The organism is Streptomyces javensis (assembly GCF_039525925.1).
Taxonomy (GTDB): domain Bacteria; phylum Actinomycetota; class Actinomycetes; order Streptomycetales; family Streptomycetaceae; genus Streptomyces; species Streptomyces asiaticus.
This window is the reverse complement of record NZ_BAAAIF010000010.1, coordinates 96949-112107: the sequence shown is the minus strand read 5'-3', so window position 1 is coordinate 112107 and position 15159 is coordinate 96949. Positions and strand designations below refer to the sequence as shown.

The following is a 15159-nucleotide window of genomic DNA, read 5'->3' as shown; positions in this document are numbered from 1 at the left end:
GGCACCCCTACCCCTGCCGTTCGGCATCGGCCTCGTCCCGGTCATGGCTGAGTCGCCAGCAGGTCGCGCAGACTCGCCGCGTAGGCGGACGGGTGGCTGGTGTTGCCGTTGTGGCCGCCGGGCATTTCCATGACGTCGGTGCCGAGCGCGTCCGCGAGGGCGTAGGCGCAGCGGCGGTCGAAGACGCCTTTGGGGGTGGCGCGGCCGACGGCGGGGACGATGCGGGTGGGCGTGGCCGCGAGGGCGGTCACATCGAGCGTGTCTTCGAGCACCGCGGTGAAGTCGTGACGGATGAAGTAGTCGAAGTTGGCGCGGCGCAGGTCGTTGATCGGCTGCGGGGTCAGACCGGGTTCGGCGTCGCGTCCGCTGATGCCGAGGACGCGGGCGATCTCCGGTAGGGCCGCGGCGAGGCCGGAACGTGCGTAGAGCCGCCGTAGGTCGGTGAGTTCTTGTTCATGGCGAGCCCGTTCGGCGGTCGGCAGCAGCCGCGGTGCGACGGGCTCGTGGGCGATCAGCGTGTGGATCCGGCCCGGGTGCCGCACCGCGAGGTGCAGGCCGATGACGGCGCCGAGGCTGCACCCGAGCATCGCGGCCGGTTTGGATGTCACGGTCGCGAGCAGGAGTGCCGCGTCGTCCGCGTGCTCGGCCAGCGTCGCCCCGCGTGACGGGTTGTCGAGTCGGCTCCGGGACAGGCCCCGCCGGTCGTAAGTGATCACCGTGTGCGTGTCCGCGAGGCGCGCGACGAGGTCGACAGTGCGGTCGGCGTCCCCCTCGCCGCTCTGCCCGATGAGCAATGTGGGTCCGTGCCCGCGCAGTTGGTAGTGGAGTGTGGCCCCGGGCGCGTGGACAGTGCCTGTGTGAGTGGTGTCGTTCGTCATGGGCTCCCCCTCGCCTCGGTCGTGACGGTCACGCGTGACGCTAATCCATCGGATTAGATGCATCTAATCTGATGGATCGAATATGGTCAGGGTGTGAACGGAGTTGAACTCTTCCTTCTGGGGCGCACGCTGATGAAGATCGGCGAGGACGCCATGCCCGAGCCTCCCGGTGGAACCGACCGCCATAAGGGCAGCACGCGCCTGGTGTTGATCGCGGCCAGCGACGTTGCCGCGCACCCCGGCACCACCGTGGGCGACATCGCGGGCCGCACCGGGCTGCCGCAAAGTCAGATCTCCACCGCCGTCGCCCGCCTGAAGGAGGCGGGGGCGATCACCGTTGCCCCCGACCCCACTGATCGCCGTCGCGTTCTCATCAGTCCCGCCGCGGAGCCATCCGCCCGCGTCGAGCAGGTCCGCGCCACTACCGTCGATGCCGCCCTGGCGGCTGCCCTCGGTACTGACGACCCGCACCGTCTGCGCGAGGTGGCCGATGCCCTCGCGGTCCTCGCCCGCCACCTCGTCCCGTAGACCCAGGGCGGGAAGGGCGACGCGCGTGCCGGGGCTGCTCGGGTCGGTCGGGTGCGGCGCCGTCTCGCGCCTTCGGCGCAATTGAGCAACGGGGCAGGGGGCGCCCGGCGCGGGCCGCGTCGCCGACCGCCGGGCCGGTGGGGGCGGGCGCCGGTGGCGGCTCTGGCGCTCGGGGGCTGAGGTCGGTGCCGCGCTGCGGGGGTCGGGGTACCCTCTCTCGAAAACGTTTGACAAATTAGTTGCTTCAGATCAAGCGTTTTTTAGAAGGGGTACCCGGAGGGGCTGCCCCGGGGCCCACCGGCTTGCAGTCCGGAGGGGCTTTGGCCCCCGGGCCACGGAATCCGCCACCGGCGCTCACGCCCGCCGACCCGGCACCCGGCGACGGTGCCGCGCCGCCCACCCCCCTGCCCCGCTGCTCAATCGGCCCGAAGGCGCGAGACGAAAGCGGCGCCCGACCGAGCGCAGTAGCCCCGCTCACTCCGTAGGCGGCGGGGCCGCTGTCGGACCCATGAGCGATGATCTGCCCATGGCGTATGCGACGGGGGATACGGGGGACGTCCGATGACGACCGGTGCCTGGGCGGCTGTGGATGACCGGCGCGTGGTGCCCGCGCTGAGCGGGCTCATCGAGGGCACGGGGATGTGGCGGACCGGGACGCTGGCCTGCATGGACCGTACGGGCGGGTTCCTGACCGGGGCATGGGACCCGCCCGGCCCCGAGGGCGAGGACGGGCCCGGGATCGCCGGGGAGGGATCGTGGACGCGGTTCATCGGGCGGATCGGGGCCGTGGCGCTCCGGGCCGCCGTCGCGTCCACGCGCCCCGAGCGGCGCGAGCGGCAGCTGGCGCTGCTGGAGATGTGGGCGGAGAGCCCGTTCGCCGACCCGGCCGCCCGGCTGCGCACCGGGATCGTGGTCACCGAGCGGTTGGCGGTGCGCGACGAGCGCGGGGCGGCGGTCAGCGTCGGGTGGAGCCGGGAGGGGCGGCGCCGGTTCGTCGAGCTGCGGACGGGGGACGCGGAGCCGCCGAGCCTGGGGGAGATCGAGGAGGCCCGGGACGTGCCGCGCGGCTGGGGGAGCCCGGAGCAGCTGCGGCGGCTGGTGGCGCTGGTCCGCGAGCGGGGCCCGGCCCCGTGGGACCGGGAGGCCGTGGCCCTGCTGCGGGAGCGCACGGGCATGGGGCGCCCCGCCGCGTCCCTCGCGCTCGCCGGGTTCCTGGAGCGGATGTACGTCCCGTTCCTGGACGCCGACGAGCGGGCGACGCTGCGGCTGAAGGTGGCCGAGGCCGAGGACGGCGCGTCAGAGCTGGCCCGGCTGACCGCGCCGGAGCGGCTGGAACTGCTCGCGGACGTGCTGCCCGAGGATCCGGCCGAGCTGTGGGAGCCGGACGGGATGCGCGGAGTGGCCGAGCGGCTCGCCGAGGCGTGGCAGGCGCGGCGCGGCCAACGGGTCGTGGTGCCCGAGCGCACCCTCAAGGCGGTCGTGGAGCTCCAGCTGCTCCGGCTCTCGGCGGCCGAGTTCTGCGCGGCGTTCACCAACCCCGTCGCCGAACCCGGGCTCGGCGCCCCCCTCGACACCTGGATCAAGAACAGCGAGCACGGCCCGCTGGTCACCGACGCCCGGTGGGACATCATGCGGTTCGAGGACCGCCTGCACTCCCTCGTGCCGCGCCTGGCCTGGGTCTACGCCGAGCTCCCCGCAGGTGACCCGGTCCGCGAGGGGCTGCCGGGACTGGTGCGGCTGCTCCTCGAGCGCCTGGACCACCCGGGGCTGCTGCTGAGCGCCGGGCACCCCGCCGCCGGTTCGGGGCGTACGGTCGCCGACCTCCAGGAGCGGTTCGGGTTCCGGCCGTACGCGGGCCCGGACCGGCTGGACGTGGCCAGCATCGACGACGGGCTCACCGTCATCACGGACGGCACGGTCGACCGCAGGGGACACCGCTCCCCGCCCAGGGTGTACTTCCGCCCCGCGTTCTACGGCGACGACGAGCGCTCCCGGGCCCTGGCGGCCCTCACCTCCGACTTCGGCCGGGAGGACCTCCCCCTGGTCGAGTGGGTGCGCGGCCCGGTCTGCGCACGCATCGCCGAGCGGGTCGAGGGCGCGTCGCTGCCGGTCGGGGCGTACGAGTCCAACCCGGCGGCCTCCGCGCCCGACCTGGTGGCGCGCGTCGCAGGCGCGCTCGGCCTCGACGAGGACGCGGCGACGCTCCACCTCCAGCTGCTGGCCCTGCCCGCGCCGACCGACCGCAACGTCCGCACCTGGAACGGATGGCAGACCGCCCGGCATCAGAAGGCCGCCGCCGCGCTGGTCGAGCGCGGTCTCGTCATCGAGGACAAGCGTCCCCGGGCGGGCCGTCGGCTCTTCCTGCCGGGCGAGTGGATCCACGCCAAGAAGCCGTACCAGCCCATGGAGGCGTGGAAGGCGGAGCTGATCGGGTTGCGGCGCTCCTACAACCGGCGGTTGGAGCATCCGCTGCCGCTGCCCACCCGCACCCTGCCCGAACTGTTCGCCCATGCCTGGTCGCTGGTGGAGAAGGGCGAGGGGCCGGTCTGAACCGGCCCTCCGCCTCGTGCTCCGAACCGGCCCCGGGGCGCCCTTACGCGCGCCGCTACTTCACCCGCACCTCGCACACCATCCGCCGCCGGTGGTCCACCGTGCGCTCCGGCCCGGTCAGCGTCAGCGGCACGGTGTGCCGTACGCCGGAGTCGGCGCTGGAGGAGGCCAGCCGCAGCTCCAGCGCGCCCGGTTCCACCACCCGCGTGCCATCGGCGCCCAGCGGATACGAGGCGAGATCGGCGTGGAAGGCGAAGTGGACCTCGGCGGACTCGCCCGGCCGCAGCGGCACCCGTGCGTAGCCGATCAGCCGGGACACCGGCCGGGCGATCCGGGCCACCGGATCGTGCAGATAGAGCTGTACGACCTCCGTCCCGGCCCGGTCACCGGTGTTGCGCACGGTCAGCCGGACCGTGGTCTCCCCGTCGGTCGGCACCTCGGCCGCGTCGGCCTCCGGGCGCTCCCAGGCGAACGAGGTGTAGGACAGCCCATGGCCGAAGGGGAACAGCGGGGTCGGGTCGATCGAGCTGGCGTCGCCACGCAGCCCGAGCGGCGGCTGAGCGTACGTCCAGGGCTGGCCGCCGGGCGCGTACGGAACGCTCACCGGCAGCCGGCCCGAGGGGTTGACGCGGCCGCTCAGCACCCCGGCGACCGCCGGGCCGCCCTCCTCACCGGGGAAGAACGCCTGCACGGCGGCGGCCAGCAGGCGCGACCAGCGGCCGAGGGCGTACGGCCGGCCGGTGAACAGCACCAGCACCACGGGCGTGCCGGTGGCCACCAGCGTGTCCAGCAACGCGCCCTGCTCACCCGGGAGTTCGAGGTCGGCGGCGTCGCAGCCCTCGCCCGAGGTGCCCCGGCCGAACAGACCCGAGCGGTCGCCCAGCACCGCGACGCACACATCCGCGTCCGCCGCCGTCCGGGCCGCCTGCGCCAACCGGCTCTCGGCGGTGAGCGCCGCCGCACCGGCCGAGGCCGCGCCCCCGGCGTCCCCGGCGGACCCGGCGGGGCCGGGCGCGGCGCATCCCTCGGCATGGGCGATCCGCGCACCGGGCAGCTCGGCGCGCAGCGCGGCGAAGAGGGTCGGCACCTCGATGCCCAGGGGCAGTCCGGGGTGTTCCACCCCGACATGGCGGGGGAAGGTGTAGCAGCCGAGCATGGCGGCGGGGTCGTCGGCGAGCGGGCCGACCACCGCGATCCGGGCGTCCGGTGCGAGCGGCAGCACATCGCCGTCGTCGGCGAGCAGCACCACCGACTCCTCGGCGAGCTCCCGCGCGACGGCCCGCATCTCCGGGGGATCGAGATCGAGATCGAGGTCGAGGTCGAGGTCGAGGTCGAGGTCGGCAGAGCCCGCGGCGTCCACACCCCCCGCGAGCGCCGACGGCATCGGCGACCAGTCCGCGTCCAGCAGCCCCAGCTCGCACTTCTGCCGCAGCACCCGCAGCGCCGCCCGGTCCACCAGCGCCTCGTCCACCTCCCCGGCCCGCACCGCGTCCCGCAGCGGGGTGCCGAAGCAGCGCACCGCGGGCAGCTCCACGTCCACCCCCGCCGCCAGGGCGAGTCCGGCCGCACCGCCCCGTGAGTCGGCCACCCGGTGGGCCAGCTCCAGGAAGGACACCCCGAAGTAGTCGGCGACGACGGTGCCGGTGAAGCCCCAGGTGTCGCGGAGCAATTCGGTGAGCAGCCAGGGGTTGGCGGCCGAGGGCACACCGTCGAGGTCGTTGTAGGAGTGCATCACCGACCGCGCGCCCCCGTCCCGTACCGCCAGTTCGAAGGGCGGCAGGATGACATCGGCGAGTTCCCGGGGCCCGATGGAGACCGGTGCGTGGTTGCGGCCGCCCCGGGAGGCGGCGTAGCCCGCGAAGTGCTTGAGGGTGGCGACGATCCCGGCGGACTCCAGGCCGTGGACGTACGCGGTGCCGATGGTCGCGACCAGATACGGGTCCTCGCCGATGGACTCCTCCGTACGGCCCCAGCGCGCGTCCCGCACCACGTCCAGCACCGGGGCGAGCCCCTGGTGGATACCGGCCGCCCGCAGCGAACCGCCGATCAGCCCGGCCGCCCGTCCCACCAGCGCCGGGTCGAAGGACGCACCCCAGGCGAGCGGGGTGGGGAAGACGGTGGCGCGCCAGGCGAAGAAGCCGGTCAGACACTCCTCATGGGCCAGCGCCGGGATCCCGAAGCGGTTCCCGGCGGCGATCCGGGCCTGGAGGCGGGCCAGCGCGGCGGCGCCCTCGGCCGGTTCGACGGGGGCGGTGCCGAAGGGGCGGGTCAGCTGGCCGATGCCGTGGGGGAGGAGGCCGTCGAGGTCCACGGCCTCGGACACCTCGTGCTGGAGCGGGGCGACGTCCTCGCCCTCCTCGGCCTCGGATCCGGGCCATACGCCGACGAGTTGGGCGAGCTTCTCCTCCAGTGTCATCGAGGAGAGCAGGGCCGCCGCGCGGTCCTCTGCGGAGAGGGAGGTGTCCTGCCAGGGCTGAGGCATGAAGCTCCTTGTCGGGGGAGGACGGCGGGGTGGGAGAACGGCTCGCGTGTCCGGAAACGGCGTGGGGGCCGCGCGTGGGCGGCCTATTTGCCGCCCACGCCCATCAGCCCACTGATCAGCTGACGGCGGGCGAAGAGATAGACCAGGAAGATCGGGACGATGGAGAGGACCACGGCGGTGAGCAGCGCCGGGGTGTCCACCCGGAACTCGCCCACGTAGTCGTACAGCCCCAGGGTCAGCATCCGGTTGCTCTTGGACTGGGTGAGCAGCAGCGGGAAGAGGAAGCCGTTCCAGGCGTGCAGGGCCGACATCACCCCGACCGTGGAGATCCCGGACCGCGACAGCGGCACCACGAGCTGGAGCAGCACCCGGGTCGGGCTCGCCCCGTCCAGCGCCATCGACTCGTACAGCTCCTCGTCGATGTCGCGCATCGTGCCGACCAGGATCAGCACGCTGACCGGCAGGGAGAAGGCGGCCGTCGGCAGGATCACCGCGAGCAGGGTGTCGTACAGATGGAGCTTGGTGATGACCAGATAGACCGGGATCACCACCGCTTGGGAGGGGATCGCGAGACCCAGCAGGAAGATCTGGAAGATCCGGCGGGAGGCGCGGCCACGGGCGCGGACGACGGTGTAGCCGACGGTCACCGACAGCGTGATCACGATCGTCGCGCACACGGCCGTGACCAGCGCGGTGTTGAGGAGGTAGGAGAGGAAGTCGGAGCGCAGCACCCGCCGGTAGTTGGCGAGCGTCGGATGGTCGGGCAGGGCCAGCGGACCGTCGTCGATATAGCCGTCGCGGGTCTGGAAGGTGGCGGCCACCAGGACGTACAGCGGCAGTCCGACGATGCCGAGCCAGATCAGGGAGCCGAGTCCGGCCGGGTAGTTGGCGCGGGGCAGACCCCGGCGGCGGAGGCGGGGGCGAGGGGCCGCCGGGGTCTTGTTCGGCGTACGGACGCCGTTCAGGGGGCGGTTCGGGTGGGGATTCGGGTGGTCGTGCAGGACGTCGGTCACATCCCCTCCCGGGTGCTGCGCATCGCGGCGAAGCCGGTGAGCCGCACCAGCAGCAGCGAGACGGTGGTGGCGACGACGACGAGGATGGTGGCGACCGCGCTGGCGTAGCCGAGGTCGAACGCCTGGAAGCCGTTCTTGTACATCAGATACGGCACGATCGTGGTGTCCGTGCCCGGTCCGCCCTTGGTGAGGATCAGGACGGTGTCGAAGAAGGTCAGCGCGCCCACCACCATGATCACCGAGGAGGTGACGATGGTGTTGCGCAGCTGGGGCAGGGTGATCGAGAAGAACTGCCGTACGGTCCCGGCGCCGTCGATCGCCGCCGCGTCGTAGAGCGAGCGCGGGATGGCGCGGGCGCCGCCCTGGTAGATCAGCGTGTGCAGCGGGATGAACTGCCAGGCGGTGACGAAGAGGATCGCCCCGAAGGCGCCCCTGGAGCTGCCGAGCAGATCGCCGTCGGCGAAGCCCAGGGCGGGCCCGATGTCGGCGATCAGGCCGAAGTTGGGGTCCAGCAGCGACTTCCAGACCAGCGCGAGCGCCACGGAGGAGCCGAGCAGCGGCAGGAAGAAGATGGCCGACAGCACGGCCCGGTTGCGCTGCCGACCGGCCGCCCATACGCCCAGCAGCAGGGCGAGCGGGGTCTGGAACACCCAGGTCAGCACGGTCAGCACCAGGCTGAGCCAGATGGCCTGGTGGGTCTCCGGGTCGTCCCACAGCCGGGACCAGTTGCTCATCCCGGTCCAGCTCGGGGTGCCGATGCCGTCCCAGTCGGTGAAGGCGAGGGCGCCGACCAGGACCATCGGCGCCACCGCGAAGAAGACGAAGAACAGCGCGCCGGGGAGCGCCCAGACGACGCCGGGCCGGCCGACCCCGGCCCGGCCGACGCTCGCCCGGCCGACGCTCTGGCGTGGCTCGCGCGGCGGGCGTGGCTCGCGCGCCGGGCGCCGCTCGCGGGTCGTCGCGGCGTCCGCCATCACATGCCCTTCAGGGCGTCGATGAACCCGGCCGGGCTGAGCTGCCCGTTGAACAGCTTCTGCACGGCGGTGTGCAGCGGCGGGGTGTACTTGGCGGGCAGCGCCTGGTCCCAGGAGAGCGTGAAGTCCGGGGCCTGCTTGACCAGGTCGTACTGGAACCGCGCGTAGTCGGGGTTCTCGTGCTCGGCGAGCAGGGAGGTGGCGTCGGAGGTGGTGGGGACGTCCCCGTTGGCGATCAGGTCCTTGGAGTAGTCCTGTTTCGCCGCGAACTTCATGAACTCGATCGCCGCCTTCTGCTTGTCGCCCTTCACCTTGGCGTTGACCGACCAGTAGTTGGTGGGGTTGCCGACGACGCTCTTGGGGTCACCGCTGCCGCCGGGGACCGCCGGGAAGGTGGTCCAGCCCAGCCCCGACTTGGCGAATGCGGGCTGGTTGGCCTTCTGGTTGGCGTACTCCCAGCTGCCCATCAGATGCATGGCCGCCTTGCCCTTGGCGAAGAGCGTGGAGGCCCCGTCGGCGGTGTAGTTGACCGACTTGTAGTTCTTGCCGAACGCGCCCCGGCCGACCAGGTCCCTGACGGTCTGCGCGGCCTTGAGCACCGCCGGGTCGTCCCACGCCGCCATGCCCTCGCTCTGGATCTTCTGGAACACCCCGGCCCCGCCGTAGCGGTCCACCAGGTACTCCACCCACATCAGCTCGGTCCAGGCGTCGGTGCCGGCCAGCGCGAACGGGGTGACGCCCTTGTCCTTGAACGTGTCGATGAGCTTCAGCAGATCGCCCCAGGACTTCGGGGGCTGCGCCCCGGCGTCCTCGAAGACGTCCTTGTTGTAGAAGAGGATCACCGGCTGCATCCCGCGCATGGGGATCCCGTAGTGCTTTCCGTCGACCGCGCCCGCGTCGAGGATCGTGGGGATGAACGCCTTCTTAAGCTCCGGGTCCTTGGCCATCGCCGGATCCAGGTCGAGCAGCATGTCCTTCTTGACGAAGTCGCTGATGCTGCCGCCGCCCCAGTTGAAGAAGACGTCGGGGGCATTGGGCGTGCCCATCGAGGTGCGCATCTTGTCCGAGTAGCCCTCGCCGGGCACCTGGGTGAGCTTCACCTTGATGTCGGAGGTCTTGTTGAACCGCTCGACGACCTCGCGCTGCACCTTGGTCGAGGCGTCCTGGTAGACCCAGACGTCGAGGGAGCCGTCATCCGAACCCCCGGGCCCGCCGCTTCCGCAGCCGGCGAGTGCCGTTCCGACCAGCAGCGCGGCTGCTGCCAGGGTGGACGCACGAAGGGTGGACCTTGACCGAGGTATGCGCATCGTGTGCCTTCCGGAAGTAGCCCGATAATTCTCGGAAGTGGTTGCGTGGAAGGTATGGGGGTGCTGATGCGGTGTCAAGGGGTGCGGCGGCGGATGGCTTTTGTCCCCACCCCGCCCCTCCCCGAACCGGGGGCCACCCCCGGCCCCCCCCACTGCGGGGGCTCCGCCCCCAAACCCCCGGGTGGGGCTGCGCCCCGAACCCCGGGCGGGGCTGCGCCGCCACGCCTCCGTCGGGGTTGCGCGGATGGGGCTGCGCCGCCACGCCCCCGTCGGGGCTCCGCCCCCGGATCCCGGTCCTCGATCGCCTGGCGGGCTGGATTTTCCAGCCCGGCAGGGGGCACCGCCCAGCGGTAGCTGGGGGAGATTGAGGGCGCGCCCGAGGCGGGCCCGGGGCCTGGGGCGGAGCCCCAGTTACGGGAAGGGGCGGGGTGGGGGATCAGCCCCCGGCGGGTGGGCGGGGCCTGGAGCGATCAGGCTTCGGCGAGCGGGGCGTGTGGGGCCCGTTCTCGGCTGACGGCGCCGGGGGCAGCCCCGCACGGGCGGGGGCTTGAGGGCCCGGCGCCGGACGGTGGCGCCCGGGGGTCAGCCCCCGGTGGGCGGGGCCGTGCTTGCGCGGACGATCAGCTGCGTGGCCAGCTCGACCCTCGGGGACTCGATCTCCTCACCCCGCGCCTGCCGCAACACCGTACGGGCGGCCAACTTCCCCATATCCGCCAGCGGTTGGCGCACAGTCGTCAGCGGGGGCGCCGACCAGCGGACCTCGGGAAGGTCGTCGAAGCCGATGATGCTCACGTCCTCCGGGACCCGCAGCCCCCGCCGCCGCAGCGCCTCGATCGCACCCAGCGCCATCTGGTCGCTGGACGCGAAGATGGCGGTCGGCGGGGTGGGGCCGGACATCAGCTGGTCGCAGCCGTGGAAACCGGACTCGTGGTAGAAGTCGCCCTGCGCGACCAGGGCCTGGTCGAACGGCACCCCGACCGCCTCCAGCGCCGCGCGATGGCCGTCCAGCCGCGCCCGGCTGCACAGCAGTCGCGGCGGACCGGCGATCAGGCCGATCCGGCGGTGGCCGAGGCTCAGCAGATGTTCGGTGGCGGCCATGCCGCCCGCCCAGTTGGTGGCGCCCACGGTGGGGGCGTCCAGCGCCGGGGAGCCGGCCGGGTCGACGACCACGATCGGCACGTTCAGCCGCCGCAGCTCCTCGTGGACCACCGGCTCCAGTACGGACGTCACCAGGATCACCCCGTCCGAGGCGCGGGCCCGCAGGTTCTTCAGCCACTGCCGGGCCGAGCCCGCGCGGCCGTGGATCGCCGAGACCACCGTGCCCACCCCGTCCTGGTGGGCGACGTCCTCCACGCCCCGGATGATCTCCACCGCCCAGGGGCTGTCCAGGTCGTTGAAGACCAGGTCCACCAGGGCGGCGCGGTCGCCGGGCGCGCTCTGGCGGCGGCGGTAGCCGTGGAGCCGCAGCAGGTCCTCGACCCGGGCCCGGGTCTCGGGCGAGACATCCGAACGGCCGTTGACCACCCGGGAGACCGTGGGCACCGACACCCCGGCCTCCTGGGCGATGGCCGTGATCGTCACCTTGGGCCGGGTGCCGCCCTCGGTGCCCCTGCTCTCCGTAGCCATGTCCGCCTCCTCCGTTGACGGGAGCCACCCCCGCCTCTTGCTTCCCGGGGACGCGCCCTCGGAACCTTGCAGAAGTCTTCCGGAAAACCCGATCAGACGTGAAGAGACGTGAGAGGGACGTCCCCATCAAGCTCCTGAGCTTACGCAGCGCCGCACCCCGGAATCCCCTCTCCCCGGGGTAAGAAAGCGCGGCCCTCGACCACTGCATGGTGAGAGAGCCGAGATGAGGAGACGGCGTGACCGACGCCCAACGCTTTCGGGACCTTTACGAGGAGTGTCATCCCCGTGTGCTGGCCTACGCGACCGGCCTGGTGGGCCGGCAGGTGGGTGAGGACATCACGAGCGAGACCTTCACGGTCGCCTGGCGGCGGCTGCGGGACATCCCCGCGCCACCGCTGCCGTGGCTGCTCGGCGTGGCCCGCAACCTGACCCGCGAGCTGTGGCGCCGCGACGGCAGGCAGTACGCCCTGGCCGCTCAGGAGGCCCAGCGCATCATCACCTCCGGCGCCCAGGTCGAGGACGTGGCCGCGGGGGTGACCGAGCGTGCGATGGCGCTGGAGGCGCTGGCGGGGCTGTCCGCCGCCGACCGCGAACTGCTGACGCTGGTCGCCTGGCACGGGCTCGGCCCGAGACAGGCGGCACGCGTCCTGGGCTGCTCCACCGCCACGTTCTCGGTGCGGCTGCACCGGGCCAGACGGCGGCTGGAGCGGGCCGTGGAAGCCGTCGGACCCTCTCGCGACCCTCGCGACTCCCGCCCGAAGACGACCGTGAAGGAGCACTGACATGGCACGTAAGCGGCCCGATGTCATGAAGACGCTGGCGGACGCCCGGCCCCCGGAGCTCGACCCGGAGCGCCTGGCCGGTTCGGAACGCGCCCGGCACGACCTGATCGCCATCCTGGCCGGCGCGCCGGAGGAGCGGCAGGCGTCCCGGTCCGCCCGGCAGGCCACCTGGCGGTCCGCCCGCCCGTTCACCTGGCGGTCCGGTCGCCCGTACACCTGGTGGTCCGCCAAGCCGTTCAGCTGGCGGTGGGCGCTGCCCGTCGCCGCGGCGGCGGCCGCGGCCGGGGTGCTCGTCGCCACCCTCCCGGAGGGCGGCCCCGGCACCCAGGGCGCCCGCGGCTCCCGCGCCACCGCGGGACCCACCACGGACGGCCCCCGGCACACGCCCGAGAGCGGCCGCCTGGCGCTGCTCAACGTGGCCGCCCGGGTGGACCGCACGGCCGACGAGGGCACGTACTGGCAGACGACCACGCGGTCGTCCCGGATCGACGTGGCCTCCGCGGCCGGGTCGGCCTTCGCGGTGGTCTCCGCCGAGACCTCACGGTGGTCCTTCGGGGTGCGGCCCGGCACCCGGAGCCTGTGGGTCTCGGGGATCGACGCCACCACCGAGCTCCGCACCGAGCGCGACACGGCGCGCTGGCGCGCCGTCGGATCGCCGAAGAACCTGACGCTCGCCGCCTCCGGGTCGGGCGGCAAGCTCGGGCTGCGGCTGGAGCCGGGGGTGAGGAAGCGGCCCACGGTGACCCGGATCAACAGCGGCGACAAGATCGCCGCCCTTGGCGCACGCAATGTGAGCTACGCGGAGCTGCGGAAACTCCCCGGCGACAGCGCGAAGCTGAAGAAGGTGCTGGCGGACCTGTACGAGGAGGACCGCGGAAGCGAGATCTCCGGCCGCACCGAGTGGATGTGGCGGCAGGCGGCCGGGCTGATCGGCCTTCCGGTCAGGACCGGGGTCCGGGCCGCCGCGTACCGGGTCATCGCGGATCTGCCGGGCATCCGGTCGCTCGGCGAGGTGACCGACCCGCTGGGCCGTAAGGGGGTCGGCTTCGCCCTGCCCGCGACCGCCCGGCCCGACTACGGGACCGCGCGGTCGGAGCTGATCGTGGACCCGGCGACCGGGGCCCTGCTGTCCGACCAGGAGGTGCTGACCAAGCCGGACGCGAAGGCCGCCGAGGCGGGGCTCACGGCGGGCACGGTGGTGAACTACACCGCCACGGTGAGCTCGGAGTGGACCGACCGGCAGCTGAAGACTCCTGAATGACCGGTCGCGGCGCGCTGTAAGAACGGCCGGGCGGCGGCCATTTCCTTCTGAGAGCCCCACCCGAGCAGAAGGAGCGTCATGCACAGAACCACAGGACGGCCCGGAACCCGCCGGACGCGGCTGCGCACAGCGGCCGCGGTGTGCGCGGTCGCACTCGGCACGCTCGCCACCCTCGGCACCCCCGCGAACGCCGCGCCCGGCGCCTCGTCCGGCACCACGCCCGGCACCATGCCCGGCACCGCGCCCGCCACCGCGACCAGCGTCTCGTCCGACCGGGCGGCCCGCGCCGACACCCCGTGGAAGCTGCGGACGCCACTGAGCGAGACCGCCTCGCGGGAGTTCTGGGAGGTCGCCGCGACCGGCGCCAAGGACGCCTGGGCGGTGGGCCGCAGGACGGACGGCGCCGATGGACCCACCCCCCTGATCAGGCACTGGAACGGCAGCGCGTGGACGGACGTACCCGCCGCCTCCACCGACGGCAAGGCCGCCCAGCTGGAGAAGGTCGCCGCCGCCGCGCCCGGCGACGCCTGGGCGGCCGGCACCCTGGCCGACAACACCTCCGCGCCGGTCGTGTTGCAGCACTGGGACGGCGTGAAGTGGACGAAGGTCGGCCACGCGGCCCCCGCGGAGGGGTCGCTGAGCTTCGTCGGCGACCTGGCCGCGTTCGGTGCGAAGGCGGCCTGGCTGACCAGTTTCGACTGGGACCCGAACGGCGGCACCCAGGTCTCCCGGCTGGAGCGCTGGACCGGCTCCGCGTGGCAGACGGTGTCCCTGCCCGCCGCCCCCGGCGGTGGCGAGGTACAGCCCTGGGACATCACCGGCACCGGCCCGGACGACGTATGGGTCACCGCGAGCGCCATGACCGGCGAGGTGTCCGTACCGCTGCTGTACCACTGGAACGGCGGCGGCTGGACGGTCCGCGAGGTGCCGGCCCCCGGTGCGCACCCGACCGGCTGGGTGGCCAACCACGCGGTGGCCACCGGCCGTAACTCGGTCTACGTCGTCGGGAAGACCAACGACCCGCAGTCGCCCACGGCCACCATGGCCGCCCGCTGGACCGGCAGCCGCTGGCAGTCGCTCCCCGCGCTTCCCGTCGGCGAGGCGAACGCCGCGGGCGCGGACGGCGCCGGACGGCCGTGGATCGCCGGCTGGGCCCCGGGCAGCCCCCACGCCGTACTGGCCCGTTGGACCGGTACGGCGTGGGCGACCGAGGAACTGCCCGCCGACGTCACCGAGCACAGCGAGATGTCCACGGTGCTCGGCGTCGCGGGCGTCCCCGGGACGAGGGGCGTGCTCGCCGCGGGGACGGCCGGCTGCGCGAGCGACCCCGTCCAGTGCGGGGTGCTGGTCTCACGCGACCTGGGCTGACACCGCGCCCGTGCCCGCCCGGGTACGGGTCGCGTACGCCTGGACGACGACCCCCTCGTCGTCCAGGCAACGCCCCGACTCCAGGTCGAAGCGCTGCTTCAGCAGCGGGGAGGCGACGAACGGCCGTCCGCCCGCCGAGCCCAGCAGGCCCCGGGAGAGGACGTACGCCCCGGTGAACGGGTCGCGGTTGGCGATCGCGTACACGCGCCCCGAGCGGTCCAGGAAGACCGCCACCTGGGAGCCGTCCGGCAGCAGGGCGGCCACCCCGCGCCCGGGGATGAGGTCGGTCAGCTCGCAGACGGTGAACCACCGCTGGTCGGCGAGGAGTTCCACGCGGACCGCGGTCCGCTCGGCCGCCGTGGGCGTCACGGGTGCCATGGGCGTCATGGG

Annotated in this window: 12 protein-coding genes; 5 read left to right on the top strand and 7 right to left on the bottom strand. The window is 73.3% G+C overall.

Translation table 11 applies throughout. From position 1 onward, the window contains the following. Positions 1–41 precede the first annotated feature (41 nt). Positions 42–878, bottom strand: coding sequence for an alpha/beta fold hydrolase (locus ABD329_RS12340; protein ID WP_198281869.1), 837 nt, complete (start codon positions 876–878; stop codon positions 42–44). 93 nt (positions 879–971) lie between these two features. Here ABD329_RS12340 and ABD329_RS12335 point away from each other — a divergent pair, with 93 nt between their 5' ends. Together ABD329_RS12335 and ABD329_RS12330 are read left to right on the top strand one after the other, a co-directional pair. Further along, positions 972–1406: a MarR family winged helix-turn-helix transcriptional regulator gene (locus ABD329_RS12335; protein ID WP_309142956.1), complete on the top strand. Its 435-nt coding sequence runs from the start codon at positions 972–974 to the stop codon at positions 1404–1406. Between the two features lie 561 nt (positions 1407–1967). Further along, positions 1968–3956, top strand: a complete 1989-nt coding sequence (locus ABD329_RS12330; protein WP_198281046.1) for a hypothetical protein — start codon at positions 1968–1970, stop codon at positions 3954–3956. A 55-nt stretch (positions 3957–4011) separates the two neighbouring features. Here the strand turns inward: ABD329_RS12330 and ABD329_RS12325 are convergent, their stop codons facing one another. The 5 genes from ABD329_RS12325 to ABD329_RS12305 form a co-directional block, all read right to left on the bottom strand. Further along, the gene (locus ABD329_RS12325) at positions 4012–6438 is read right to left on the bottom strand and encodes a beta-xylosidase/alpha-l-arabinosidase (protein WP_198281047.1); all 2427 of its coding nucleotides are present in this window, start codon (positions 6436–6438) and stop codon (positions 4012–4014) included. 83 nt (positions 6439–6521) lie between these two features. Continuing rightward, entirely contained in the window at positions 6522–7337 is an 816-nt protein-coding gene (locus tag ABD329_RS12320; protein WP_198281048.1) for a carbohydrate ABC transporter permease, read from the bottom strand. Positions 7338–7447: 110 nt separating this feature from the next. Further along, positions 7448–8425 carry a carbohydrate ABC transporter permease gene (locus tag ABD329_RS12315; protein ID WP_246619194.1) on the bottom strand — a complete coding sequence of 326 codons (978 nt, stop codon included), beginning with the start codon at positions 8423–8425 and terminating at the stop codon, positions 7448–7450. Then, entirely contained in the window at positions 8425–9732 is a 1308-nt protein-coding gene (locus tag ABD329_RS12310) for an extracellular solute-binding protein (RefSeq protein WP_198282129.1), read from the bottom strand. The genes ABD329_RS12315 and ABD329_RS12310 overlap by 1 nt, the downstream gene beginning before the upstream one ends. Positions 9733–10314: 582 nt before the next feature. After that, on the bottom strand, positions 10315–11358 hold the full coding sequence (locus tag ABD329_RS12305; protein WP_198280392.1) for a LacI family DNA-binding transcriptional regulator: 1044 nt from the start codon (positions 11356–11358) through the stop codon (positions 10315–10317). A gap of 236 nt (positions 11359–11594) precedes the next feature. Here ABD329_RS12305 and ABD329_RS12300 point away from each other — a divergent pair, with 236 nt between their 5' ends. From ABD329_RS12300 to ABD329_RS12290, 3 genes are all read left to right on the top strand, one after another. Next, positions 11595–12140 carry an RNA polymerase sigma factor gene (locus ABD329_RS12300; RefSeq protein WP_198280391.1) on the top strand — a complete coding sequence of 182 codons (546 nt, stop codon included), beginning with the start codon at positions 11595–11597 and terminating at the stop codon, positions 12138–12140. Position 12141: 1 nt separating this feature from the next. Next, complete coding sequence (locus ABD329_RS12295; protein ID WP_198280390.1) at positions 12142–13401, top strand: CU044_5270 family protein; 1260 nt, start codon at positions 12142–12144, stop codon at positions 13399–13401. 78 nt (positions 13402–13479) lie between these two features. Continuing rightward, positions 13480–14769, top strand: a complete 1290-nt coding sequence (locus tag ABD329_RS12290) for a hypothetical protein (RefSeq protein WP_246618931.1) — start codon at positions 13480–13482, stop codon at positions 14767–14769. On the opposite strand, the gene nirD is transcribed toward ABD329_RS12290, so the two are convergent. After that, positions 14752–15147 carry a nitrite reductase small subunit NirD gene (gene nirD / locus ABD329_RS12285; RefSeq protein WP_198280394.1) on the bottom strand — a complete coding sequence of 132 codons (396 nt, stop codon included), beginning with the start codon at positions 15145–15147 and terminating at the stop codon, positions 14752–14754. The two genes, ABD329_RS12290 and nirD, sit on opposite strands and share 18 nt — an antisense overlap. Positions 15148–15159: the final 12 nt, after the last annotated feature.

Coding starts and splice junctions, on each gene's coding strand:
- ABD329_RS12290 (WP_246618931.1), top strand. CDS start 13,480: ATGCACAGAACCACAGGACGGCCCGGAACCCGCCGGACGCGGCTGCGC.
- ABD329_RS12315 (WP_246619194.1), bottom strand. CDS start 8,425: ATGGCGGACGCCGCGACGACCCGCGAGCGGCGCCCGGCGCGCGAGCCA.
- ABD329_RS12295 (WP_198280390.1), top strand. CDS start 12,142: ATGGCACGTAAGCGGCCCGATGTCATGAAGACGCTGGCGGACGCCCGG.
- ABD329_RS12325 (WP_198281047.1), bottom strand. CDS start 6,438: ATGCCTCAGCCCTGGCAGGACACCTCCCTCTCCGCAGAGGACCGCGCG.
- ABD329_RS12340 (WP_198281869.1), bottom strand. CDS start 878: ATGACGAACGACACCACTCACACAGGCACTGTCCACGCGCCCGGGGCC.
- nirD (WP_198280394.1), bottom strand. CDS start 15,147: ATGGCACCCGTGACGCCCACGGCGGCCGAGCGGACCGCGGTCCGCGTG.
- ABD329_RS12330 (WP_198281046.1), top strand. CDS start 1,968: ATGACGACCGGTGCCTGGGCGGCTGTGGATGACCGGCGCGTGGTGCCC.
- ABD329_RS12305 (WP_198280392.1), bottom strand. CDS start 11,358: ATGGCTACGGAGAGCAGGGGCACCGAGGGCGGCACCCGGCCCAAGGTG.
- ABD329_RS12310 (WP_198282129.1), bottom strand. CDS start 9,732: ATGCGCATACCTCGGTCAAGGTCCACCCTTCGTGCGTCCACCCTGGCA.